This is a genomic window from Rhizobium sp. 862_C5_N1_2 (assembly GCF_051811205.1).
Taxonomy (GTDB): domain Bacteria; phylum Pseudomonadota; class Alphaproteobacteria; order Rhizobiales; family Rhizobiaceae; genus Rhizobium; species Rhizobium leguminosarum.
The window spans coordinates 249723-274320 of record NZ_JBPWPT010000004.1 but is presented as its reverse complement, the minus strand read 5'-3'; the positions used below and the strand labels follow the sequence as shown (position 1 = coordinate 274320).

Annotated in this window: 20 protein-coding genes; 16 read left to right on the top strand and 4 right to left on the bottom strand. The window is 62.0% G+C overall.

Features of this window, described 5'->3' with window-relative positions; genetic code table 11:
• The first annotated feature begins 12 nt into the window (after window positions 1-12).
• The 10 genes from ACD590_RS34070 to ACD590_RS34025 all read left to right on the top strand — a co-directional run bounded on the left by ACD590_RS34070 (window position 13) and on the right by ACD590_RS34025 (window position 13744).
• Window positions 13-915, top strand: a complete 903-nt coding sequence (locus tag ACD590_RS34070; protein WP_018449115.1) for a 3-keto-5-aminohexanoate cleavage protein — start codon at window positions 13-15, stop codon at window positions 913-915.
• Between the two features lie 7 nt (window positions 916-922).
• The gene (locus ACD590_RS34065; RefSeq protein WP_128408923.1) at window positions 923-2413 is read left to right on the top strand and encodes a carnitine 3-dehydrogenase; all 1491 of its coding nucleotides are present in this window, start codon (window positions 923-925) and stop codon (window positions 2411-2413) included.
• A 10-nt stretch (window positions 2414-2423) separates the two neighbouring features.
• Window positions 2424-3584 (top strand): acyl-CoA dehydrogenase family protein, encoded by a 1161-nt coding sequence (locus ACD590_RS34060; RefSeq protein WP_018246824.1) that lies wholly within the window; start codon window positions 2424-2426, stop codon window positions 3582-3584.
• A gap of 4 nt (window positions 3585-3588) precedes the next feature.
• Window positions 3589-5643 (top strand): acetate--CoA ligase family protein, encoded by a 2055-nt coding sequence (locus ACD590_RS34055; RefSeq protein WP_439004311.1) that lies wholly within the window; start codon window positions 3589-3591, stop codon window positions 5641-5643.
• Window positions 5644-5649: 6 nt separating this feature from the next.
• Window positions 5650-6432: a carnitinyl-CoA dehydratase gene (locus ACD590_RS34050; RefSeq protein WP_439004310.1), complete on the top strand. Its 783-nt coding sequence runs from the start codon at window positions 5650-5652 to the stop codon at window positions 6430-6432.
• 118 nt (window positions 6433-6550) lie between these two features.
• Window positions 6551-8140 (top strand): ABC transporter substrate-binding protein, encoded by a 1590-nt coding sequence (locus ACD590_RS34045; protein WP_018246827.1) that lies wholly within the window; start codon window positions 6551-6553, stop codon window positions 8138-8140.
• A 96-nt stretch (window positions 8141-8236) separates the two neighbouring features.
• Window positions 8237-9241, top strand: coding sequence for an ABC transporter permease (locus ACD590_RS34040; RefSeq protein ID WP_018246828.1), 1005 nt, complete (start codon window positions 8237-8239; stop codon window positions 9239-9241).
• On the top strand, window positions 9238-10065 hold the full coding sequence (locus ACD590_RS34035) for an ABC transporter permease (protein WP_018246829.1): 828 nt from the start codon (window positions 9238-9240) through the stop codon (window positions 10063-10065). Before ACD590_RS34040 ends, ACD590_RS34035 begins: the two co-directional genes overlap by 4 nt.
• Window positions 10058-11689: an ABC transporter ATP-binding protein gene (locus ACD590_RS34030; RefSeq protein WP_018246830.1), complete on the top strand. Its 1632-nt coding sequence runs from the start codon at window positions 10058-10060 to the stop codon at window positions 11687-11689. The genes ACD590_RS34035 and ACD590_RS34030 overlap by 8 nt, the downstream gene beginning before the upstream one ends.
• A gap of 51 nt (window positions 11690-11740) precedes the next feature.
• Window positions 11741-13744 (top strand): CocE/NonD family hydrolase, encoded by a 2004-nt coding sequence (locus ACD590_RS34025; RefSeq protein WP_439004401.1) that lies wholly within the window; start codon window positions 11741-11743, stop codon window positions 13742-13744.
• A gap of 274 nt (window positions 13745-14018) precedes the next feature.
• On the opposite strand, the gene ACD590_RS34020 is transcribed toward ACD590_RS34025, so the two are convergent.
• Window positions 14019-14930 carry an alpha/beta hydrolase gene (locus ACD590_RS34020; protein ID WP_018246832.1) on the bottom strand — a complete coding sequence of 304 codons (912 nt, stop codon included), beginning with the start codon at window positions 14928-14930 and terminating at the stop codon, window positions 14019-14021.
• 225 nt (window positions 14931-15155) lie between these two features.
• On the opposite strand from ACD590_RS34020, the gene ACD590_RS34015 reads away from it, so the two are divergent.
• Window positions 15156-15680 carry an RNA polymerase sigma factor gene (locus ACD590_RS34015; protein ID WP_018246833.1) on the top strand — a complete coding sequence of 175 codons (525 nt, stop codon included), beginning with the start codon at window positions 15156-15158 and terminating at the stop codon, window positions 15678-15680.
• Window positions 15677-17812 (top strand): vWA domain-containing protein, encoded by a 2136-nt coding sequence (locus ACD590_RS34010; protein WP_018246834.1) that lies wholly within the window; start codon window positions 15677-15679, stop codon window positions 17810-17812. The genes ACD590_RS34015 and ACD590_RS34010 overlap by 4 nt, the downstream gene beginning before the upstream one ends.
• A 59-nt stretch (window positions 17813-17871) precedes the next feature.
• Here ACD590_RS34010 and ACD590_RS34005 read toward each other — a convergent pair whose 3' ends face one another.
• Entirely contained in the window at window positions 17872-18798 is a 927-nt protein-coding gene (locus ACD590_RS34005; protein WP_018246835.1) for an SMP-30/gluconolactonase/LRE family protein, read from the bottom strand.
• Between the two features lie 225 nt (window positions 18799-19023).
• Here ACD590_RS34005 and ACD590_RS34000 point away from each other — a divergent pair, with 225 nt between their 5' ends.
• Window positions 19024-20100, top strand: coding sequence for a LacI family DNA-binding transcriptional regulator (locus ACD590_RS34000; RefSeq protein ID WP_018246836.1), 1077 nt, complete (start codon window positions 19024-19026; stop codon window positions 20098-20100).
• A 101-nt stretch (window positions 20101-20201) separates the two neighbouring features.
• Here the strand turns inward: ACD590_RS34000 and ACD590_RS33995 are convergent, their stop codons facing one another.
• Window positions 20202-21233 (bottom strand): L-idonate 5-dehydrogenase, encoded by a 1032-nt coding sequence (locus ACD590_RS33995; RefSeq protein WP_028732402.1) that lies wholly within the window; start codon window positions 21231-21233, stop codon window positions 20202-20204.
• A gap of 10 nt (window positions 21234-21243) precedes the next feature.
• Window positions 21244-22185 carry a 2-hydroxyacid dehydrogenase gene (locus ACD590_RS33990; protein WP_018246838.1) on the bottom strand — a complete coding sequence of 314 codons (942 nt, stop codon included), beginning with the start codon at window positions 22183-22185 and terminating at the stop codon, window positions 21244-21246.
• A 135-nt stretch (window positions 22186-22320) separates the two neighbouring features.
• Between ACD590_RS33990 and ACD590_RS33985 the strand changes: the two genes are divergently transcribed.
• The 3 genes from ACD590_RS33985 to ACD590_RS33975 are packed head-to-tail and all read left to right on the top strand — an operon-like array spanning window position 22321 to window position 24539.
• Entirely contained in the window at window positions 22321-23085 is a 765-nt protein-coding gene (locus ACD590_RS33985; RefSeq protein WP_018246839.1) for an SDR family oxidoreductase, read from the top strand.
• 13 nt (window positions 23086-23098) lie between these two features.
• Window positions 23099-23644 carry a gluconokinase gene (locus tag ACD590_RS33980; protein WP_020572937.1) on the top strand — a complete coding sequence of 182 codons (546 nt, stop codon included), beginning with the start codon at window positions 23099-23101 and terminating at the stop codon, window positions 23642-23644.
• A 1-nt stretch (window position 23645) separates the two neighbouring features.
• Window positions 23646-24539 (top strand): NAD(P)-dependent oxidoreductase, encoded by an 894-nt coding sequence (locus ACD590_RS33975; RefSeq protein WP_157213634.1) that lies wholly within the window; start codon window positions 23646-23648, stop codon window positions 24537-24539.
• The last annotated feature ends 59 nt before the right edge of the window (window positions 24540-24598 follow it).

Here is a 24598-nt window from a genome sequence, read left to right as displayed (position 1 = left end):
GAGAACAAAAGCATGCCTCTTGCGATGAACCGCGATGTCTTCATCACCTGTGCCGTCACCGGCGCCGGCGATACGGTTTCCAAATCCAGCCACGTGCCGATCACTCCCAAGCAGATCGCCGATTCCGCCATCGATGCGGCAAAGGCCGGTGCTGCGGTCGTTCACTGCCATGTCCGCGATCCAGAAACGGGTGCTGCCAGCCGCCGCAACGATCTCTACAGGGAAGTCACCGACCGCATCCGTTCGGCCGATGTCGACGTCGTCCTCAATCTCACCGCCGGCATGGGCGGGGACCTGATCTTCGGGGACGTCGAAAGCCCCCTTCCCCTCAATCCTAAGGGCACGGATATGGCCGGCGCCACCGAGCGCGTCAGCCACGTCGCCGAGTGCCTGCCTGAGATCTGCACGCTCGACTGCGGCACTATGAATTTCAATCTCGGCGATTATGTCATGACCAACACGCCGGCCATGCTGCGGGCCATGGCAAAGAAGATGACGGATCTCGGCGTGCGGCCCGAAATCGAGGCCTTCGACACCGGTCATCTCTGGTTTGCCAAGCAGCTTGCCGAGGAAGGCCTGATCGAAGACCCGGTGCTGATCCAGCTCTGCATGGGCATTCCCTGGGGTGCGCCCGACGATCTCAATACCTTCATGGCGATGGTCAACAACGTGCCTCAGAGCTGGACCTTCTCGGCCTTTTCGATCGGCCGCAACGCCATGGCCTATCCGGCAGCCGCCGTTCTCGCCGGCGGTAATGTGCGCGTCGGCCTTGAGGACAACCTCTTCGTCGGCAAGGGCCAGCTCGCCACCAATGCCCAGCTCGTCGAAAAGGCCGTGCAGGTGGTCGAGGGCATGGGTGCCCGGATCATCGGTCCGGAAGACGTTCGCAAGAAACTCAAACTGACAAAGCGCTGAGGACAGCATGACAGGGATCACCAAAGCGGCTTGTATCGGCGGCGGCGTCATCGGCGGCGGATGGATCGCGCGATTTCTGCTAGCCGGCATCGACGTGAACGTGTTCGATCCGCATCCGGAAGCGAGCCGCATCGTCGGCGAAGTGCTTGCCAACGCCGAAAAAGCCTATGCCATGCTGACCGGAGCACCGCTGCCGCCGCGCGGCAGGCTGACCTTCTGCAAGACGCTCGAGGAAGCCGTCGCCGGCGCCGACTGGATTCAGGAAAGCGTGCCGGAAAGGCTCGACCTCAAGCGCGGCGTCCTGACGGAGATCGATGCTGTGGCGCGCCCGGACGCCCTGATCGGCTCTTCCACCTCAGGCCTGCTGCCGACCGATCTGCAGCGCGACATGAAGCATCCCGAACGCCTCTTCGTCGCCCACCCCTATAATCCCGTCTATCTGCTGCCGCTCGTCGAAATCGTCGGTGGCGAAAAAACCTCGGCGGCGACCATCCGGGCGGCGATGGAAAGACTGGTGCCGATCGGCATGAAGGGCGTCCACATCGCCAAGGAGATCGAGGCCTTTGTCGGCGACCGGCTGCTCGAAGCGCTCTGGCGCGAGGCCTTGTGGCTGATCCACGACGATATCTGCACCGTCGAGACGCTTGATGACGTCATCCGCTACTCTTTCGGCCTGCGCTGGGCGCAGATGGGCCTGTTCCAGACCTACCGCATTGCCGGCGGCGAGGCTGGCATGCGCCACTTCCTTGCCCAATTCGGTCCATGCCTCGCCTGGCCGTGGACCAAGCTCACCGATGTCGTCGATCTCGACGATGCACTGATCGAAAAGATCGGCCGGCAATCCGATGAACAGGCGGCTGGACTGTCGATCCGCGAGCTCGAACGCATCCGCGACGAAAACCTCGTCGGCATCCTGCAGGCCCTGAAGGGCGGTCACGACGGCGAGGGCTGGGGCGCCGGCAAGCTGCTGAAAGACTTCGAGCAATCGCTGTGGGCAGAAGCCGGCAGGGCAAATACGTCTTTCGACCCGTTGAAGCCGCTGCGGCTAGTCGAGACGAAAGTCGGCCCCGCCTGGGTCGACTATAACGGCCATATGACCGAACACCGTTATCTGCAGGTTTTCGGGGATACCTCGGATGCATTGCTGCGCCTCATCGGCGTTGATCTCGCCTATGTCGAGGCGGGGCGGAGCTATTACACGGTGGAAACCCACATCCGCCATCTCGGCGAGGCGAAGCTCGGCCAGGCGATCCATTCGACCTGCCAGATCCTCTCCGTCGACGAGAAGCGGCTGCATGTCTTCCACACCCTCCACGACACAGTGACGGGCGAAGCTCTGGCAACCGCCGAGCACATGTTGCTGCATGTCGACAGCAAGGCCGGCAAGGCGACACCGGCGCCGGCCGTCATTCTCGACAAAGTCAAGTCGATTGCCGAAGCGCATGCGAATTTGGTCTCGCCTGAAGGTGTTGGCCGTCACGTCGGCCAGAAACGGTAGGAGGATCGGCATGAATTTCGGACTGAGCGAAGAACAGGTAATGATCGTCGAGACGGTCCGCGCCTTCGTCGAGACCGAAATCTATCCGCACGAGAACCAGGTCGAGCGCAGCGGTGTCGTCCCGCCGGAGCTCGGAGACGAGATCCGGCGCAAATGCATCGATCTTGGCTTCTATGCCTGCAATTTCCCGGAAGAAGTCGGCGGCGCCGGCCTCGACCATCTCACCTTCACGCTGGTCGAGCGGGAGCTCGGGCGCGGTTCCCTGGGGCTGACGGTTTTCTTCGGCCGGCCCTCCGGCATCCTGATGGCCTGCGAGGGCGAGCAGCGAGAGCGCTACCTCCTGCCCGCAGTGCGCGGTGAGAAGATCGACGCGCTCGCCATCACCGAGCCGGACGCCGGATCTGACATGCGCGGCATGAAATGCGCCGCCCGCCGCGACGGTGGCGATTTCGTCCTCAACGGCACGAAACATTTCATCTCCCATGCCGATGTCGCCGATTTCGTCATCGTCTTTGCCGCGACGGGCGAGGAAGAGACGCCGAAAGGCATCAAGAAGAAGATCACCGCCTTCCTGGTGGATCGCGGCACGCGGGGCTTCGAAATCCTCAAAGGCTACGATTCCGTTTCGCATCGCGGCTACCACAACTCAACGCTCAGCTTCGAAGATTGCCGGATTCCGGCGAGCCAGGTACTTGGCGAGGTGCATCGCGGCTTCGATATCGCCAATCAATGGCTCTACGGCACACGGTTGACGGTTGCCGCCACCTGCGTCGGCCGGGCACGGCGCGTCTTCGACATGACGCTGCCCTACGCCGCCGAGCGCAAACAGTTCGGCAAGCCGATCGGCGCCAATCAGGGCGTGTCGTTCAAGCTCGCCGATATGATAACCGAGATCGACGCGGCCGACTGGCTGACGCTCGCCGCCGCCTGGCGGCTCGATGCCGGGCTCTCCGCAGACCGGCAGATCGCCTCGGCCAAGCTTTACTCCTCCGAAATGTTGGCCCGCGTCACCGATGAGGCGATCCAGATCTTCGGCGGCATGGGCCTGATGGACGACCTGCCGCTCGCCCGCTTCTGGCGCGATGCGCGCGTCGAGCGCATCTGGGACGGCACCTCTGAAATCCAGCGGCATATCATCAGCCGCGACCTGCTTAGACCCTTGGGAGCGTGAGCCGATGACGCCTCGCCCGCTCGACCGCCTGCTCAGACCGCAAACGATCGCCGTCTTTGGCGGCCGCGAGGCGCGCAGGGTGATCGAGCAGTGCGACCGCATGGGTTTTGCCGGCGAGATCTGGCCTGTCCATCCGAAGCTCGAAGAGGTGCTCGGGCGGCCCTGTTATCGCTCCGTATCCGATCTGCCTTCGGCGCCTGACGCCGCCTTCGTCGGCGTCAACAGGACGCTGACCGTCGAGATTGTCCGCAGCCTTTCTGAGGCCGGTGCCGGCGGGGCGGTCTGTTATGCATCGGGTTTCAGCGAGGCGACGGCGGAACTCAGCGACGGCGCCGAACTGCAGCAGGCCCTGCTGGAGGCGGCTGGCGACATGCCGATCCTCGGGCCGAACTGCTACGGGCTGATCAACGGTCTCGACGGTGCGCTGCTCTGGCCCGATCAGCATGGCATGCAGCGTATCGAACGTGGCGTCGCGATCCTTACGCAGTCCTCCAATATCGCTATCAACCTGACCATGCAGACCCGCGGCGTGCCGATCGCCTATGTGGTCACGGCCGGCAACCAGGCGCAGACATCGCTTGCCGATGTCGCCTGCGCACTGATCGATGACCCGCGCGTCACGGCGGTCGGCCTTCATGTCGAAGGCTTCGGCGATCTCTCTGCACTCGAACGCCTGGCCGCCATTGCCCGGCGGTCGAGGAAGCCCGTCGTCGTGCTGAAGGTCGGCAGATCCGAGCAGGCAAAACGCTCGGCGGTGTCGCATACCGCCTCGCTCGCCGGCAGCGATGCCGTCGCAGACGCCGTGCTCGCCCGCCTCGGTCTTGGCCGTGTCCAGACCTTGCCGGCGCTGCTCGAAACCCTGAAGCTGCTGCATGTCGCCGGATCGCTCGCAAGCCATTCGATCTCGTCGATGAGCTGTTCCGGTGGCGAAGCCTCGCTGATGGCGGATGCCGCCGTCGGTCGCAACGTGGAGTTCCCCGCGCTGCAGCCACAACAGTTACCCCGTCTGCGGCGGGTCCTCGGCGAGATGGTGACACTTTCCAATCCGCTCGATTACCACACCTTCGTGTGGGGGGATCTTGCACGCCAGACCGAAGCCTTCAGCGCCATGTTCGAGGGCGGCTATGCCCTCAATCTCGTCGTCCTCGACTTCCCCCGCGGTGACCGCTGCGATGCGTCCGAATGGGCGATGACGGCAGACGCGGTCATGACAGCCGCTGCAGCAACCGGTGCGCTGGCCGGCCTTCTGGCAACCCTTCCGGAAAACATGCCGGAGCCTATCGCCGATCGGCTGATGGCAAATGGCATCATCGCCTTCTGCGGTATCGACGAGACCATCACGGCAGCGGAAGTCGCCGCCGGTATCGGCCAGGCCTGGGATCGCCCGCCTCCCCTGCCGCTGCTCGATGTGTCCTTTATGGATGGCGAGATCGAGACGTTGACGGAAGCCGATGCGAAGGCAGAGCTTGCCGCCTTCGGCCTTCCGATTCCCCAGGGCCTGTTGGCCTCCTCTCCCGGTCAAGCGGCCGAGCAGGCTGAGCGGCTCGGCTTTCCCGTCGTGCTGAAAGCGCTCGGCATTGCACACAAGACCGAGGCCGGAGCCGTCGCACTCAACCTAAAGGATACTAAGGCGGTGTCGAATGCGGCGGCGGCAATGCCGCCGAATGCCGGTTATCTCGTTGAGAAAATGATCGATCCACCGGTCGCCGAGCTCATTGTCGGCGCCATCCGCGACCCTGTCTTCGGATTGTCGCTCACGCTTGGAGCGGGAGGTATCTTCGTTGAATTGCTTGAAGATTCCATCATCCTGCCGCTTCCGGCGACGAAAACCGACATTCACGCGGCGATTTCGCGTCTCAAACTTGCAAAATTGATTTATGGCTATCGCGGACGACCAAAAGGCGACCTCGAAGCCGCTGTCGGCGCTGTCTCAGCAACGGCAGATTATGTCGTAAAGAACGCGGCATCCCTGGAGGAACTGGACATTAATCCATTGATGGTTCTTCCCGAAGGGCGTGGCGTTGCCGTAGTCGATGCTCTGATACGGCGGAGGAGGTAGCATAGGTTGAGCGACCACATTCGCACACGACAGGACGGTGGAGTACTCGAAGTCGTCATCGACCGGCCGAAGGCGAATGCCATCGACCTTGCGACCAGCCGTGCCCTGGGGTTGATCTTCCGAGATTTCCGCGACGATCCGGCGTTGCGTGTCGCCATCGTGTCGGGCGCTGGCGAGAAGTTTTTCTGTGCCGGCTGGGATCTCAAGGCGGCGGCATCAGGTGATGCGGTCGACGGAGATTACGGTGTGGGCGGCTTCGGCGGGCTGCAGGAACTGCGCGATCTCAACAAGCCGGTCATCTCAGCGGTCAACGGTATCTGTTGCGGCGGCGGTCTGGAGATCGCGCTGTCGACCGACCTGATCATCGCCGCCGAGCACGCGACCTTCGCCCTGCCGGAAATCCGTTCGGGCACGGTTGCCGATGCGGCCTCGATCAAGCTGCCGAAGCGCATTCCCTACCACATCGCCATGGACATGCTTTTGACCGGTCGTTGGCTCGACGTTCAAGAGGCGCATCGCTGGGGTTTCGTCAACGAGGTCCTGCCTGCCGACAGGCTGATGGAGAGAGCCTGGGAGCTTGCCCGCCTGCTCGAGAGCGGGCCGCCGCTCGTCTATGCGGCCATCAAGGAAATCGTGCGCGAAGCGGAGGGTTCGACGTTCCAGACTGCCATGAACAAGATCACCAAGCGGCAGTTTGCGACCGTCGACAGGCTCTATTCGAGCGAAGACCAATTGGAAGGCGCACGGGCCTTCGCCGAGAAGCGAAGCCCCATTTGGAAAGGAAAATAACCAGGCGGCAGCAACCGCATTATTTTCCCGCATGATGCGGGCACCGGAGGTGGAGAGGAAACCGCCTGCGGACTTGCCCGGAAGTTCTGTCAACGCACCATAAAGAAGGAACTGGGGAATGAACGACTACACGAAATATCTCGCAAGCCGTGTCACCGCCGGCGGGCTTAGCCGCCGCGAATTCATGGGACGCGCCATGGCGGCGGGCATCACACTTGCCGTCGCCGACAAGCTCTTTACCGAAAGTGCGCAAGCCGCCGAACCGAAGCGCGGCGGCCACCTGAAGCTCGGCCTCGAAGGTGGTGCGGCCACCGATTCCAACGATCCGGCAAAATTCCTGTCGCAGGTGATGTTCTGCATCGGCCGCTGCTGGGGGGACATGCTGGTCGAGTCTGATCCGCTGACGGGTGCTGCCGTGCCGGCGCTCGCCGAATCCTGGGAGCCGTCGAAGGACGCGGCGACCTGGACCTTCAAGATCCGCAAGGGCGTCAAGTTCCACAATGGCAAGGAACTGACGATCGACGACGTCGTTGCGACGCTGAAGCGTCATACCGATGCGAAGTCGGAATCCGGCGCGCTCGGTGTTCTCGGCTCGATCAAGGAGATCAAGGCCGACGGCGGCAATCTCGTGCTGACGCTCAGCGAAGGCAATGCCGACATGCCACTGCTGCTGTCGGACTACCACCTGGTCATCCAGCCGAATGGCGGCGTCGACGATCCGCTGGCCTCGATCGGCACCGGCCCCTACAAGATGACGAGCTTCGAGCCCGGCGTCCGCGCCACCTTCGAAAAGAACAAGGACGACTGGCGCTCCGACCGGGGTTATGTCGATTCGATCGAAATCATCGGCATGAACGACGCCACCGCTCGCATCGCGGCATTGTCGTCCGGCCAGGTGCACTACATCAACCGCGTCGACCCGAAGACCGTCAATTTGCTGAAGCGTGCCCCCAATGTCGAGATCCTCTCGACCGCCGGCCGCGGTCATTACGTTTTCATCATGCATTGCGACAAGGCGCCGTTCGACAACAACGACCTGCGCCTGGCCCTCAAATACGCCATGGATCGCGAGACCATGGTGCAGAAGATCCTCGGCGGTTACGGCAAGGTCGGCAACGACTTCCCGATCAACAGCACCTATGCGCTGTTCCCCGAGGGCATCGAGCAGCGCGCCTACGATCCCGACAAGGCGGCCTTTCACTACAAGAAGTCGGGCCATAGCGGCTCGGTCCTCCTGCGAACCTCCGAAGTCGCCTTCCCCGGTGCCGTCGATGCGGCCGTCCTTTATCAGGAAAGCTGCAAGAAGGCCGGCATCGAGATCGAGGTCAAGCGCGAGCCGGGCGACGGCTACTGGACCAACGTCTGGAATGTCCAGCCCTTCTCGACCTCCTACTGGGGCGGCCGTCCGACGCAGGACCAGATGTATTCCACCGCCTATCTCTCGACGGCGGACTGGAACGACACCAAGTTCAAGCGTCCTGATTTCGACAAGCTGCTGCTGCAGGCCCGCTCCGAACTGGATGAAGCCAAGCGCAAGGACATGTATCGCACCATGGCGATGACGGTGCGTGACGAGGGCGGGGTGATCCTGCCGATGTTCAACGACTTCGTGAACGCCTCCACCAAGCAGGTGAAGGGTTATGTCCACGACATCGGCAACGACATGTCGAACGGCTACGTCGCGACCCGCGTCTGGCTGGACGCCTGATGGCAAGGGGCGTATGCCCCTCCGATCTCTAACGAAGCCGGGACCGTGGGATGAAAACCCGCGGTCCTCCCGACGTTTTAGCGCGAGGTCCTCGCTATGACCAATCCTGCCCCAAGCATCTTGCCCGGCCTCAGGTTCCGGCAGCGTTTTCCGCTGCTTGCCCTCATCCTCGAGCGCTTCGTGCTCAGCCTCGTCCTGCTTTTTGCCGTCTCCATCCTGATCTTCGGCGGCCTGGAAGCTTTGCCCGGCGATTTTGCCACCACCTATCTCGGCCAGTCGGCGACGCCGCAGGCCGTCGCCAATATTCGAGAGGATCTCGGACTGAACCGCCCGATAACCACGCGCTACGTCGAGTGGCTCGGCAACGCCGTCCAGGGTGACTTCGGCACTTCCTGGGCCAGCAAGAATTCGGTGAGCGAACAGATCGGCAAGCGCCTCGGCAACTCGCTGTTCCTGGCGGGTTTCGCAGCGGTGATATCCGTCCCGCTCGCGGTCGGCCTCGGCATGCTGTCGGTGCATTTCCGTAATCGCCTGCCGGATAAGATCATCAACGTGATTTCGCTTGCGGCGATCTCGCTGCCGGAATTCTTCATCGGCTACCTGTTGATCCTGTTCTTCGCGGTGAACCTTGGCATGGCCACCTTTCCGGCGACCGTCTATGACAGTATGAGTTTCGTCGAGCGGTTGAAGGCGATCGCGCTGCCGACGGCGACCCTCGTGCTCGTCGTGCTCGCGCATATGATGCGCATGACGCGGGCGGCAATCCTCTCCGTCATGTCCTCCGCTTACATGGAGACGGCAGAGCTGAAGGGCCTCAGCGCCTTCCGCGCGATCGTCAAGCATGCCGCCCCCAATGCGCTCGCGCCGATCATCAATGTCATCGCGCTGAACCTTGCCTATCTCGTGGTCGGCGTCGTCGTTGTCGAAGTGGTCTTCGTCTATCCCGGCATGGGGCAATATATGGTCGATGCGGTCACCGTGCGCGACATGCCGGTCGTGCAGGCCTGCGGCCTGATCTTCGCCGCCGTCTACATCTTCCTCAATATGACGGCCGATATCCTCGCGATTATCGCCAATCCCCGGCTGAGGCATCCGCGATGAGATTGAGAGACATCCCCATCACCGCCTGGATCGGCATGGCCGGTATCGCCATCGCCTTCATCTTCGCAATCTTCGCACCCTGGCTCGCCCCCTATGGCGAGACGCAGGTCGTCGGCGACGTCTGGCAGCTGCCGGATAATCAATATATCTTCGGTCTCGACAATCTCGGTCGCGATATCTTCTCGCGCCTGATCTACGGCGCGCGCACGACGCTGACGGTCGCATCCGCCGCCACCATCATCTCCTTCTCGCTCGGCATCATCCTCAGCTTCACCGCCGCTGTCTCGCGCGGCCTCATCGACACCGTCCTGTCACGCTTCAATGATCTGATGATGTCGATCCCGACGCTGATCTTCGCGCTCGTCGTTCTTGCGGTGCTGCCGCAAAACATCGTCGTGCTGATCCTTGTCATGGCGATCCTCGACTCCACTCGCGTCTATCGTCTCGGCCGTGCGGTGGCACTCGATGTCGCCGTGATGGAATTCGTCGAGGCGGCGACGCTGCGCGGCGAAGGCAAGCTCTGGATCATCTTCCGCGAGATCCTGCCGAACACGCTGTCGCCGCTGCTGGCAGAGTTCGGGCTGCGCTTCGCCTTCTCGATCCTGTTCCTGTCGACGCTCTCCTTCCTGGGCCTCGGCATTCAGCCGCCGGCGGCCGATTGGGGTGGCATGGTCAAGGACAACAAGGACGGCATCATCTTCGGCATTTCGGCAGCGCTGGTGCCGGGCACGGCGATTGCCGTGCTGGCCGTCTGCGTCAACCTCGTCGTCGACTGGCTTCTGAAACGCACATCCAGCCTCAAGGGAGGGCGCGGCGATGCCTGAGCTTCTTTCCGTTCGCAATCTGAAGATCGAAGCAACCAGCTATCCGCCGGGCGAACCGCCCAAGCGGGTGACGATCGTCGACGGCGTTTCCTTCGACCTCAAGAAGGGCAAGGTCCTCGGCCTGATCGGGGAATCGGGCGCCGGCAAATCGACGATCGGTCTCTCCGCACTCGCCTATGGCCGGGGCGGCGCCGAAATCACCGGCGGCGAGGTCTTGCTCGACGGCGACAATATCCTCGCGCTCGGCAAGAACGGCATCCGCCAGATCCGCGGCGCGCGGGTCTGCTACGTCGCGCAGTCGGCAGCCGCTGCCTTCAATCCGGCGCATCGGCTCGGCGATCAGGTGATCGAGGCTTCAGTCAAACATGGATTGATGACCAAGGACAAGGCGCGTGAGCGAGCGCTTTATCTGTTCGGGGTTCTCGGCCTGCCCAATCCCGAAACCTTCGGCGAACGTTTTCCCCACCAGGTCTCCGGTGGCCAGCTGCAGCGGGCGATGACGGCGATGGCGCTCTGCTCCAACCCCGAACTCATCGTTTTCGACGAGCCGACAACGGCGCTCGACGTCACCACGCAGATCGACGTGCTGGCGGCGATCAAGCATGCCATCGAGGAAACGCACACGGCCGCCCTCTACATCACCCACGACCTTGCCGTCGTCGCCCAGATCTCGGACGACATCATGGTCCTGCGTTATGGCAAACAGGTCGAATATGGCAGCGTCCAGCAGATCATCGAGGCGCCGCGGGAGGATTATACCCGCGCCCTCGTCAATGTCAGGCAGGCCTATCGTGAGGAGGCGGCCGACCAGTCCGCAGCACTTCTCAAGGTCGAAAATGTCAGCGCCGAATATTCCAACGGTTTCAAGGTGCTGCACGATGTCACGCTGCACGTGCCGAGGGGGCAGACGCTTGCGGTCGTCGGTGAATCCGGTTCAGGCAAATCGACCCTGGCGCGCGTAATTACCGGCCTGTTGCCGCCGAGCAGCGGGCGCGTCGTCTTTGACGGCAAACCGCTGATGCCGGGTCTCAAGAGCCGACCGAACGACGATCTGAGGCGTATCCAGCTGATCTACCAGATGGCCGACACGGCGATGAACCCGCGCCAGACGGTTCGAGACATCATCGGCCGCCCGCTGACCTTCTATTATGGCCTCAGAGGTGCCGAGAAGACCGCCCGGGTGAAGGAGTTGCTCGACCAGATCGAAATGGGCAAGGGTTTCGTCGACCGCTACCCGGCCGAACTATCAGGTGGCCAGAAGCAGCGCGTCGCGATCGCCAGAGCGCTTGCCGCCAAGCCCGAACTCATCCTCTGCGACGAGCCGACTTCGGCGCTCGATCCGCTGGTGGCGGAGGGTATCCTCAAGCTTCTCCTGCGCCTGCAGGAAGAAGAACAGCTGTCCTACGTCTTCATCACCCACGACATCGCGATCGTCAGGGCGATTGCCGACAGCGTGGCGGTGATGCATCGTGGCAAGCTGGTGCGGTTCGGTCCGAAATCGACGGCGCTCTCCCCGCCCTTTGACGACTACACCGATCTGCTGTTGAAATCCGTACCGGAAATGGAAATCGGCTGGCTGGAACGGGTGCTTGCCACGCGTCGCATGGAGAGCGCCGGTAACTGACTCGACGAGGGCAGAGCCCTCGTCTCACGGAAAGTGCATCAAGGAATGAGCATGACCTCGCGCGGCTTCGCCACCATCGAGAATGAATGGATTACCCTGAAGGATGGGACGCGGCTTGCCGCGCGCATCTGGATGCCGGATGGTGCTGAGGAAGATCCGGTTCCTGCCGTCTTCGAATTCCTGCCCTATCGCAAACGGGACGGAACCTGCCTCAGGGATGAGTCGACCTATCCGGTGTTCGCGGCCGCAGGCATTGCCGGTGTGCGCGTCGATATCCGCGGATCCGGAGAATCCGGCGGCGTCATCGACGGCGAATATACCGAAAGCGAGCTTGCCAATGCCTGCGAGCTGATCGCCTGGATTGCCGCGCAGCCATGGTCGAACGGCTCGGTCGGCATGATGGGCATCTCCTGGGGCGGCTTCAACAGCCTGCAGGTCGCAGCATTGCGACCGCCGGCGCTGAAGGCCGTCATATCGATCGCCTCGACCGTCGATCGTTACAATGACGACATCCACTACAAGAACGGCTGCCATCTCTCCGCCCAGCTCTCATGGGCGGCAACGATGCTCGGCTACCAGTCGCGCCCGCCCGATCCCGCACTTGTCGGCGAACGCTGGAAGGAGATGTGGCTGGAACGCCTGGCCGGCGAACCCTTCTTCATGGAGGAGTGGCTGACCCATCAGCGGCGCGACGATTTCTGGCGTCACGGCTCGATCTCAGAGGATTTTTCGAGCGTGGAGATTCCCGCGCTTGTCATCGCGGGCTGGGCGGACGGCTACCGCAATACGCCTCTGATGGCGGCCGAAGGCCTGAGCCACAAAGCGAAGGCACTGATCGGTCCCTGGGTCCACAAATATCCGCACTTTGCCTGGCCGAAGCCGCGCACGGATTTCCATGGCGAAGCGATCGCCTGGTGGAACAAATGGCTGCGTGGCGAGGATAACGGCATCGACACCTTGCCGCAGGCCCGCGCCTATATTCTCGATGCCATCCGCCCTGCCCCGCGACGCGACAGCGACCCGGGTTTCTGGGTCGCCAAGGACGTCTGGTCGCCGCCGCAGATGCAGTGTTTCTATGTCGAGCAGTTCGGCAAGCTGACGGAAGGCATGCCGATTCCGCACGCGCCCGAGCATCCCGTCTATCTCCGCTCTCCGCTCGACACCGGGACGGCATCCGGTGAGTATTTTACGCTGAAGCCCGATGCCGAAATGGCGATCGATCAACGCTCGGACGATGCCGGCTCGCTGATCTTCGATACGATGCCGCTTGCTGGCGATTACGACTATCTCGGCCGGCCTGTGCTCACGCTTGCGCTGCGCTCTCGGACGGCGGGCGGAAATCTCTGCGCCCGGCTCGTCGATGTCCATCCGGATGGCACGGCAACGCGTGTCGCCTTCGGCGTCGTCAATCTCACTCACCGCGACGGCAATGCAGATCCCAAGCCGCTGATACCAGGCGAGAAGGTGTCGATCCGGCTGGTGCTCGATGCCTGCGGTTATCGCTTCCGCAAGGGGCATCGCATCCGCCTTTCGCTTTCCACCGCATATTGGCCGATGATCCTGCCGCCGCCTGATGACGAAGGCATCGAGGTCGATATCGCGGCACTCGGCCTGGGGCTGCCGATGCTCGGCGAGCACCAGCGGATCGACATCAAGGAACCGGCCAATCCCGATCCGCTGCCGAAATACATCGAGCACGCGGCCGTCGCGACGAAGCGGCAGGTCGTCCGCGATCTCTCGGCCGCCCGAACGGAGTATCACATCCACGAGGATACCGGGCTCACCGAACACCCTGAGACCGGCCTCTCGACCCGGCAATTGCGGGAGGAAGTCTGGTCGATTGCGCCCGATAATCCGTTGTCGATGACCGGGACGTCGACCTGGACCTGCGACATGCGCCGCCCCGGCTGGTTCGTCCGCACAGTCGCGACCGCGCGCATTGCCTGCACCCAGACCGACTGGATCATCAGCGCTGTCGTCACCGCTTTCGAGGACGATGTGCAGATCTTCGAAAAGGTCTTTGCGGAAAAGCGGATCGCGCGTGACCTGATGTGATCGTTAGAGCCTTTCCGGGTTAGATTGCAGCATTCTGTTGGCTCAAACGGAGTCGGATGGTCGACCGGTCGGCGCGCGTCGTAGCCCGGCTCTACGGCCAAGTCGGCCGGTCGATCAGCCGGCCCGTTTCAGCCAACCCGAAGGGCCGGGCATCTTTCCGCCAGGATCAAAGGCGATCGGCTCGGACGTACCAAGGGGTATGCCCGTCGCCAATCGCCTCTGCCCTGACGAAAACCTGCTCCGGCAGAATGCTGCAATCTAACCCGGAAAGGCTCTAGGCCACTGCCAAACGCCTTATGGCCTCGCACACGGCACGGAAGCCGTCCCGCGCGCCATCGCTCATGTGGCGGGCGCGCAGCCACGCGTGCACCATCTGCGGCTCCTCCCGGAACCAGACTTCGACGCCCTCCGCGGTGAGCCGGGCGGCATAGTGCCGGCCGTCGTCCCGGAGCGGATCGAAATGCGCGACCGTGATGAAGGCCGGCGGCAGCCCGGCAAGCGAAGCTGCCTGCAGTGGTTCGGCAATCTCGTTGCCTGCTGGCGCCCGCAAGATCTCGCGATAATAGGCGACATCCGCCGTCGTCAATCCGGGGGCCGCGGCCATTTCGACATAGGAGCCTGCAGTAAGGTCACCGCCGAGCGCCGGATAGATCAGGACTTGGCCGACGACGCCTGACAGGCCCGCGTCGCGCGCGCGCAACGCAAGGCCCGCCGCAAGATTGGCCCCAGCGCTGTCGCCGATCAGCACGACCTTGCTGTTGGCGGAAAGCAGATGTTTCAACACGGTAAAGCCGTCATCCGTCTGTGCCGGCCAGCGATATTCAGGGGCTAGCCGGTAATCGACCGAAACAAGTTCCGCGCCGGCAAAATCAGCAATCTCGGCGCAGATGGCATGATGGCTCTCGAGCGAACCGACAACGAAGCCACCGCCATGAAGATAGAGCAGAATGGTGCGCGTGCTGATTTTCCGCGGACGGTAACGCCGGATCGGTATGCGCTGGAGCATGCCGTCCGCAAAGATCATCTCCGGGGGCAGCGGGCGATCGAAGCGTGCGCAGAGAGCGTCGTACCAATGTCGCTGCTGTTCGATCGATGCTTGAACGGCGTCTGGCGGATAGAAGGCATCGCAAATCGCGAGAAACTGCAGGATGCCCTTTTCGGTGGGGGCAGGTGGTTGAGCGGACATGGAGGTCCTTTCGCGATTTGGGACGTGACAGGTCATGTCCCTGGCCGACTCTGTCCTCATCATGCGCCTACGTGGCGTGAACAACCTGTCTGGTCGCGACCCGTGAATGTCGCGCCAACTCAAAATTCCCGATAATTTTTTGGCCATCGACCCAAGGAAAGCCATCCGAGAAACGTCTCAATCTGGAAATAGCATCTTGCTTGGCAGCATGGGGTAGGTGCGGAATTGGACGCGGAGCTCATAGAACGAGCGCAGGGCGGCGACCGGGAGGCCTTCGGGCAACTGGTCTCGCGCCATTATGATTTCGTCCATGCGACGGCGTGGCGTTGGTCGGGCAGTTCCACGGACGCCGACGACATTGCCCAGGAGGTCTGCGTCAAGCTCGGCGCGGCCATCCGCAGCTTTCGCGGCGCCAGCCGCTTCAGGACATGGCTCTACACTCTGACGCTCAACGCCGCCCGCGACCATAGACGCAAGCTTGCACGAGAGGAGCAGACATTCCGCGCTTACGCAGCCGAACCACCGCAGGATGCGCCGGGCGGAAATGACGACGAGATATCGAGCGAATTGTGGGCGGCCGTGCGCGCCTTGCCGGAGAGGCAATGCGACGCCGTGCTGCTCGTTTACGGCGAAGGTCTCAGCCATTCGGCTGCTGCCGATATCATGGGCTGCTCGGAGGCGACCGTGTCCTGGCAGGTCCATGAGGCGCGCAAGAGGCTGAAGGCCGTGCTTGGGAAGGAAGAGGTATGACCGTGGACAAGGAACTCGAAAAGCTCTCCCACTCCACACCGCCGGCAGCGACGCCGGAGGCGCGCGCGCGCGCGCTTGCCGCGGCGATGCAGGCCTTCGACACCGCCGGAAATAATGCGCTGGCGCCCCAAGGAAATGCGAAAGGCTGGCGTCAAAGCTCCATCATCAACTGGATATGGAGCCCTGCCATGAACAAGAAATTCCTCGCCGGTTCAGCCCTTGCGACGCTGCTCGTCATTCCGGCCGCCGGTTATCTCGCGATCGAGCTGACCCGCAACGGATTGCCGATCGTCGACCAGACTGAGATCGCCGGCGACCTTTCGCAAGGCGGAGCGTCGAAACAACCGGTCGCAACGGCGGATCAATCGGTCAAGGCCGCGCCGCAACTTCCGCCGCAAGCACCGGCCGAGAACGGCAGCTTGGCTGAGCAATCTGTCGCTGACGCGCAAGCGCTGCAGGACAAGGAGACACCGGCCCTCGCGAAACCCGGCGCGCGGATATCCGAATTCGACGCCAATGACATCGCCACCCTCACGAACAAATCGGAGGGTTCCGCCACGGCACTCGGGGCGGCCAAACGCTCTGCGCCGGCCGCTCCCGGCATCGCCCCCCAGCAGCAATTGGCCGAACCGATGGCCGCCATCGCCCCCTCGCCTGCTCCGCCTGCGGAGGGGCGCGTGCAGATGCAGCTCAATCCCAATCGCGAGCGGTTTGCCAATGCCGCGGCCAATCCGATCAAGAGCGTCTCGACGGATCCGGTCTCGACCTTTTCCGCCGATGTCGACAGCGCGTCCTATGCCTTCGTCCGCCGCTCGTTGACCGGCGGGGCGATGCCCGATCCGCAATCGGTTCGCGTTGAGGAGATGATCAATTATTTCCCCTATGACTGGCCGGGTCCTGAAAATGCCGCCCAGCCTTTCAAGGCGACGGCGACTGTGATGCCGACCCCGTGGAACCACGACACGGAATTGATGCATGTGGCGATCAAGGGCTATGACATCGCGCCGGCGACCACGCCGCATGCCAATCTGGTCTTCCTGATCGACGTGTCGGGTTCGATGGACGAGCCGGACAAGCTGCCGCTGCTGAAGAGCGCCTTCCGGCTCCTCGTCAACAGGCTGAAGGCCGACGATACCGTCTCGATCGTCACCTATGCCGGCAATGCCGGCACCGTGCTGTCCCCGACACGCGTGGCGGAGAAATCGAAGATCCTGTCGGCGATCGACAAGCTGGAGCCGGGCGGCTCGACCGGCGGCGCCGAAGGCATCGAGGCGGCCTACGATCTTGCCAAACAGGCCTTCGTCAAGGACGGCGTCAACCGCGTAATGCTGGCGACGGACGGCGACTTCAATGTCGGCCCGTCGAGCGACGAGGATTTGAAGCGGATCATCGAAGAGAGACGCAGGGACGGCATCTTCCTCACCGTTCTCGGCTTTGGGCGGGGCAATCTCAACGATTCCCTGATGCAGACGCTGGCGCAGAACGGCAACGGCAGTGCTGCCTATATCGACACCCTGGCGGAGGCGCAAAAGACGCTGGTCGAAGAAGCCGGATCGACGCTGTTTCCGATCGCCAGCGACGTCAAGTTCCAGGTTGAGTTCAACCCGGAACGGATCGCCGAGTACCGGTTGATCGGCTACGAGACGCGGGCGCTGAAGCGCGAGGATTTCAACAACGATCGTGTCGATGCCGGCGATATCGGCTCCGGCCACAGCGTCACGGCGATTTACGAAATTACGCCGAAGGGAAGCCCCGCGGTCATGAATGACGACCTGCGTTATGGCGCGGCCAACAATGCGCCGGCCGAGAACGCCGATACCGCGCGTCAAGGCGAGCTTGCCTTCGTCAAGATGCGTTACAAACGGCCGGGCGAGGATAAGAGTGCTCTCGTCACCACGCCCGTCAATGACAGCAACGCCGTCGCCGCCGTCGATGCCGCGCCGCAGGATGTCCGTTTCTCGGTGGCCGTCGCCGCCTTCGGCCAGAAACTGAGCCGGATTGCCGCCGTCGATTCCTATTCTTACCAGGCAATCGCCGATCTCGCCGCGGCATCGCGGGGAGCGGACACTTTCGGCTACAGGTCGGATTTCCTCAGCCTCGTTCGTTTGGCGGACGGCCTCAGTCAACGGTGAGGCATGAGGAAAAACTGCACCAAACGAGAGGCCGTCCCGGAAGGCGGCCTTTTTCTCCGTTATCCCAGTCTCGACCCGTTGGCCGTGAGATAAACGGCGTAGAGAGACGTGCTCGCGGTGATAAAGAGACGGTTCAATTTCTCTCCACCGAACGTAACGTTGGAGACGCCCTCGGGAATATGGATCTTGCCGAGCAGCGTTCCATCCGGATCATAGGCGTGGACACCATCGCCGGCGCTCGTCCATATCCTGCCTTTGCGATCCACGCGAAAACCATCAAACAGACCTGAGGTGCATTCTGCGAAAACGCCGAGATCGGTCAGCCTGCCCTCATTCGAGACTGCGAGCCTTCTGATATGGCGCGGACCGCCGGGCAGGTGCGTTGCGCCGGTATCTGCAACATAGAGCACCGTCTCATCCGGGGAAAAAGCCAGCCCGTTCGGCTTGACGAAATCGGCCGTCACCTGATCGGTCGTGCCCGTTGCCGGATCATGCCGGTAGACGTGGCATCCGCCGATTTCCTCCTCGCCGTAGTCGCCCTCATAGTCGTGGAGGATGCCGTAGCTCGGATCGGTGAACCAGACGGTCCCATCGGACCTGACGGCGACGTCATTTGGAGAATTGAGCCGCTCGCCTGCAATTCGATCGGCCAGAACGGTGATCCTGCCGTCGAATTCGGTTCGCGTGACACGGCGCGTCAGATGCTCGCAGGTGATGAGCCGTCCCTGATTGTCGACAGTGTTGCCATTCGAGTTGTTGCTGGGAGAGCGGAATACCGATGTGTGTCCGCTGGTATCGTCGTAGCGCATCATCCGGTTGTTGGGGATGTCCGAGAAAACCAGATAGCGCCCGGCGGCAAACCAGGCCGGCCCCTCCAGCCAGCGGCCACCCGTCCAAAGCCGCTCGACGCGAGCGTGACCGACGAAGCAGCTTTCAAAGCGCGGGTCGAGAACCTCAAAACCCGTACCGTCAATTTGCCCGAACATGATGCTCCTCCGTTTCCTTCAAATTGTTATCGATATCATCCTGTCGTGTTTTGAGGGCTTCGTATAGACATCTGTCCGCCGACCTCTGCGAAAAGCTGCCAAGAAACTTGGTTTTCAGACTTTGGAACGGTGCATTTCTGCAATAATATCGATTGTGCGATGATAGCGATAACTTTATCGTGTCTAGAATTGCCCAACTCGGAAGCTTTGTGAAAGCGGAGACCAGTGAAAAACGAGGATGAGCCGAAAGACAAGCGTCTCAAGCCGGGAGACGCTCAAAAGCTGACGATGGCGGAGGTCGCCAAATATGTCGGCGTCTCCGCCATGACCGTCTCGCGTGCCTTTCGCCAGGATGCGAGCGTTTCCGAGGAGACCCGCAAGCGTATCATGGAAGCCGTCGACGCGCTCGGTTATGTGCTCGATCTGTCGGCCGGCAGTCTTTCGTCGCGGCGGAGCGGTTTCATCGCCGCCCTGGTGCCCTCGATCAACAATTCGAATTTTTCCGACACGGCGCGGGGCATTACCGATGCGCTGCAGAATACCGGCCTTCAACTCCTTCTCGGCTATACCGACTATTCGGCGGAGAAAGAGGAAGAACTGATCGAGGCGATGCTGCGCCGCCGCCCTGAAGGCATCATCCTGACCGGTGGTTCGCACACGGCACGCGCGCGGCGCATGCTTGCAAAAGCCGGCATTCCCGTTGTCGAAACCTGGGAACTTCCGGAAAATCCGATCAATCAGGTCGTCGGCTTTTCCAACGGCGAGGCGATGGCCTTGCTGGTGCGGACGCTTGCCGGCCAGGGATATCGGAAGTTCGGCTATATCGGCGGAACGACGGCGCGCGATACGCGCGGCAGCCAGCGGCGAAGCGGTTTCCAGAAAACTGTCGAAGAACTCGGCCTCGGACCGGGACGGATGATTTCCTTCGGCGTCCCGCCCATCACCATGGAACAAGGCGGCCAGGCGATCGTCAGTCTGCTGGAGCGCTGGCCGGACACGGAAGTGGTTCTCTGCGTCTCCGACCTTTCCGCCTTCGGCGCCATCATGGAATGCACGCGCCGGGGAATGAAGGTTCCGCGGGACATCGCCATTGCCGGTTTCGGCGATTACGAGATCTCGTCCATCTGTCATCCGCGCATCACCACCATCAATGTCGATTGTTATGGCATCGGCCGTCAGGCGGCCGCCCGCCTGCTGGATGCCCTCCATACCGGCAACTCGACCGGCGATGAGATCACATTGACCGGCTACAAGGTTGTCTTGCGCGAAAGCACGGATCGTAACGGCGCGCCGTCCGCTTGAGTACTGCAGCGCCGCGCGTCTTTTCACATGCGCGGCGCCGTAACACTTTGAAGGCAATTTTATCCCTACATCGATTCCGATCTAAGGAGTTATGCAGCCGGTCAAAAGGCGATCTGGACTTTCATGGATTTGCTGCGATCGCCCGCCAGTTCGAAGGCGGCGACGGCCTCTTCGATCCCGAAAACACCTGTGAGCAGTGGATTTAGATCGACGCGGCGCGCGTTGATCAGCTCGACGGCGAGCGCAAATTCCTCGTGAAAACGGAATGTGCCGCGCATCTCGATTTCCTTCGCAACGATCATGTTCTGCGGGATAGAGACATCGCCGCCAAGGCCGAGCTGGACGAGAACGGCGCGGGGCTTAAGCGTCTCCAGGCCCGCACGCACCGCCCGCTCATTGCCTGACGCCTCGAACATGACATCGAAGTATCCCTTGTCAGCGCTGTAAGCCGCAAGGTCGGAAGCATGCGTGGCAACATTGATCGTTCGATCCGCGCCGCTGGTGCGGGCAATTGCCAGAACGCTGTCTGTCACGTCGGTCGCAACGATCTCGCGGGCGCCGAGAACGCGCGCCGCGACGATCGCCAACATCCCGATCGGGCCGCAACCCGTAACAAGGACCCGTTTGCCGAGCAGCGATCCGGCGCGGTTTGCCGCATGCAACGTCACCGCAAAGGGTTCGGCAAAGGCGGCCTCGTGAATGGAGATGCCATCGGCGACCTTGTGGCATTGCCAGCGCTCCGCCACCAGCCGCTGGCGAAAGCCACCCTGAATATGCGGCATCGGCATGGCACTGCCGTAAAACCGCATGTTGAGGCAGTGGTTTTGCTGCCCCTTCAGGCAATATTGGCAATGGTTGCACGGCCGGCTCGGGGAAACCGCGACACGGTCTCCCACGGCAAGATCGGTGACGCCGGAGCCCAGCGCCTTGACCGTGCCGGCGATCTCATGGCCGAGGATCATCGGTTCGCGCAGGCGAACGGTGCCGAAACCGCCGTGATTGTAATAATGCAGGTCGGAACCGCAGATGCCGCCGGCTTCGATGGCAATCTCCACCTGCCCGGCGCCCGCAACCTCCGGCTCGCGCTCTTCGATCCTCAGATCCTTGGCGGCATGAATGACGATGGCTTTCATATCGGGACCCTCACACGACGGGAGTTGGAAGCGGGCTGCCTGCAAAATGCGCAGCGAGATTGTCTCTGACCAGTTGGCCCATGGCCTTGCGGGTCTCGACAGTGCCAGAGCCGTGATGGGGCTGCAACACGACGTTTTGGAGGGTCAGGAAACGGGCATCGATCCTCGGTTCGTTCAGGAAGACATCAAGGCCAGCAGCCTGGATGGTGCGGTCTTGAAGGGCCGCGATCAGCGCCTCTTCGTCGACGGTCGTCCCGCGCGAAACATTGATCAAGATGCCGTTCGGACCGAGCGCTTTAAGCACCTCAGCATTGATGATTTTCATGGTCGCCTCCCCACCGGGGACGATGACGATCAGAAAGTCGGCCCAATCCGCAAGCGCGATCAGGTCGGGTTCATAGGCGTAAGCTACATCCGTGTGGTCATGGCGGGCGAAATAGGAGATGTCGCAGCCGAAAGCGACAGCCCTCTTGGCGATCGCCTTGCCGATCCGCCCCATGCCGGCGATCCCCACTTTCTTGCCCGAGACGCGCGTCACCAGCGGCATGGCGACACTGCCCCACTGGCCGGAGCGGACCAAAACATCGGCCTGCGGGACCTGCCTCGCCGTGGCAAGCAGCAGTCCGACGGCGATATCGGCGACATCTTCGGTCAGCACATCAGGGGTATTCGTGACGCGAATGCCGTTGGCGCGGGCATAGGACAAGTCGATTGCGTCGGTGCCGACGCCGTAACAGGAGACGATTTCCAGTTTCGGCAATTGCGCCATCAGTTCTGCAGACGCTCCGAGTTCGCCTCGGGTCGCTATGGCGCGAATATCCTTGCCGACCCTGGAAATCAGCTCGTCCCGGTCTGCCGCTTCCCACAGGCGATGGACGCGGTAGTTCGCCTCCAGATCCACCATGTCCCATTCCGGATAAGCTCCAGCCATCAAGATTTCTACCTCAGGCATTCCGTTTCCATCCCGCATTTTGACAGTTGATTATGTTATCGATAACATATAATTCGGAAAAGGGATGTCAAGTGAGTTTCACCGTCAGCGGCAGTTGAAGCCGTCGCCTGCGGCGAGACCGGAGGAGTGATTTACATGAAGAACTTGTTTGATCTTACCGGACGGCGTGCCCTGATCACCGGCTCGAGCCAGGGGATCGGCTATGCCCTGGCCGAAGGCCTGGCGCAGCATGGCGCCGAGGTGATCATCAATGGCCGCACGCCCGAAAGCGTCAAACGTGCGGTCGAGAGCCTCAAGGATCAAGGCCTGTCTGCCCATGCGGCGATCTTCGACGTAACCAGCAAGAATGCTGCCAAAGAAGGCATAGACGCGATCGAAGCCGATATCGGGCCGCTCGACATCCTGATCAACAATGCCGGCATGCAGTTTCGCACGCCGCTGGAAGATTTTCCGGCGGACAAATGGGAACTGCTGCTGACCACCAACATTTCGAGCGTGTTCTACGTCGGCCAGGCAGCGGCCAAGCCCATGATCGCCCGCGGCCAGGGCAAGATCATCAACATCGCCTCCGTTCAAAGCGAACTGGCGCGCCCCGGCATTGCTCCCTACACTGCGACCAAGGGCGCGGTACGCAATCTGACCCGCGGCATGTGCGCCGACTGGGCCAAGTACGGCCTGCAAATCAACGCGATTGCGCCGGGCTATTTCAAGACGCCGCTCAATCAGGCGCTCGTCGACAATCCGGAGTTCTCGTCCTGGCTCGAAAAGCGGACGCCAGCCGGACGCTGGGGCAATGTCGAGGAACTGGTGGGTGCCGCTGTTTTCCTGTCAGGCCGCGGTTCGTCTTTCATCAACGGGCACACGCTGTATGTCGACGGCGGCATTACGACCTGCCTCTGATAGAGACGAGATGATGGATTTCGAGAAGAAGGCACGGCCTCTTGCTGTCGTCGTCATGGGCGTCAGCGGCTGCGGCAAATCCTCGGTCGGAGAACGCGTCGCTGCTCAAAACGGCATGGAGTTTGTGGAGGGAGACCAACTCCATCCCGCTGGAAATGTCGAGAAGATGGCGCAGGGCATACCGCTTACTGACGACGACCGCCTGCCCTGGCTCGACCGGATCGGCGAGGAAATAAAGACCGCGCAAAGAGCATCGCAAGGGCTGGTGATTTCCTGTTCGGCGCTGAAGAGAAGCTATCGGGACAGGTTGAGGCAGGCGGCGGACGGGCATCTCGCCTTTGTTTTCCTCGAAGGGTCCCGCAATCTGCTGCTGTCGCGCATGCAGGCTCGTCAGGGCCATTTCATGCCCGCGACTTTGCTCGACAGCCAGTTGCAGACACTGGAGCCGCCGACCGGTGAAGCTGGTGTGGTGACGGTGGCGATCGACAATGCCTTGGATGATATTGTGGCACTGGCTTGCAAGGGACTGAGCGGCATGGCCGTCAAGGGAGGAGATTAACATGCAGGATAACTACAGAGCAGATGTCGCCGTCATCGGTGCCGGTATCATGGGAACGGCGATCGTCACCCGATTGATCGAAACCGGGCATAAGGTCTCCGTCTTCGACCTGGATACCGAAAAAGTCGCGGTTTTAGAGGCCAAGGGCGCACGCGCGGCCGGCTCTGTGGAGGAAGCGGTCTCACGGTCGGCGTTTTGTGTGCTGAGCCTCAATCACGCAAATATTGTTCGCGCTGTCGTCTTCGGCGAAAAGGGTGTTGCGGCGGCTGCAAATGCCGACAAGCTGCTGATCGACATGTCGTCGATCGACCCCGCCGACACGGCTGAGATGGCGATGCGGCTGCGTCGGGAAACCGGCATGGCATGGGTGGATTGCCCGCTCTCCGGCGGCGTGCCAGGTGCGCTGAGCGGACGCCTGACGATTATGGCCGGCGGCAGCGCTGAGGATTTCGAACGGGCACGCGTGGTGATGCGGCATCTTGCCGCCAATTACACGCTGATGGGTGCATCCGGCGCCGGGCAGACGACGAAGCTGATCAATCAGCTGTTTTGCGCCGTGCTGTTTCAGGCCGTCGCCGAGGCGGTGAAGCTCGCTGAAGCCGGCGGCGTCGATCCGGCCGCAATTCCAACAGCCCTTGCCGGCGGCAGGGCTGATAACCGGATAATGCAGGAATTCATGGCAAAATTCGCCGCCCGGGATTTCTCGCCGACAGGCCGAATCGACAACATGTTGAAGGACCTGGATTCACTTCAGGCCTTCGCGCTGAAGACCAAGACGCCATTGCCGATGACCGGCTCCGTGGTCGAAATTCACCGCCTGCTCTGCGCTGCCGGCCTCGGGCCGAAGGACTCCGCCGAGATGATGCGTCTTCTCGACGGATTTCAGGCCGGCTGACGTCAATCTCGCTGAGAAATTCGAGATCGTCATCTTTCCGCTTGACCATCCATAAATGT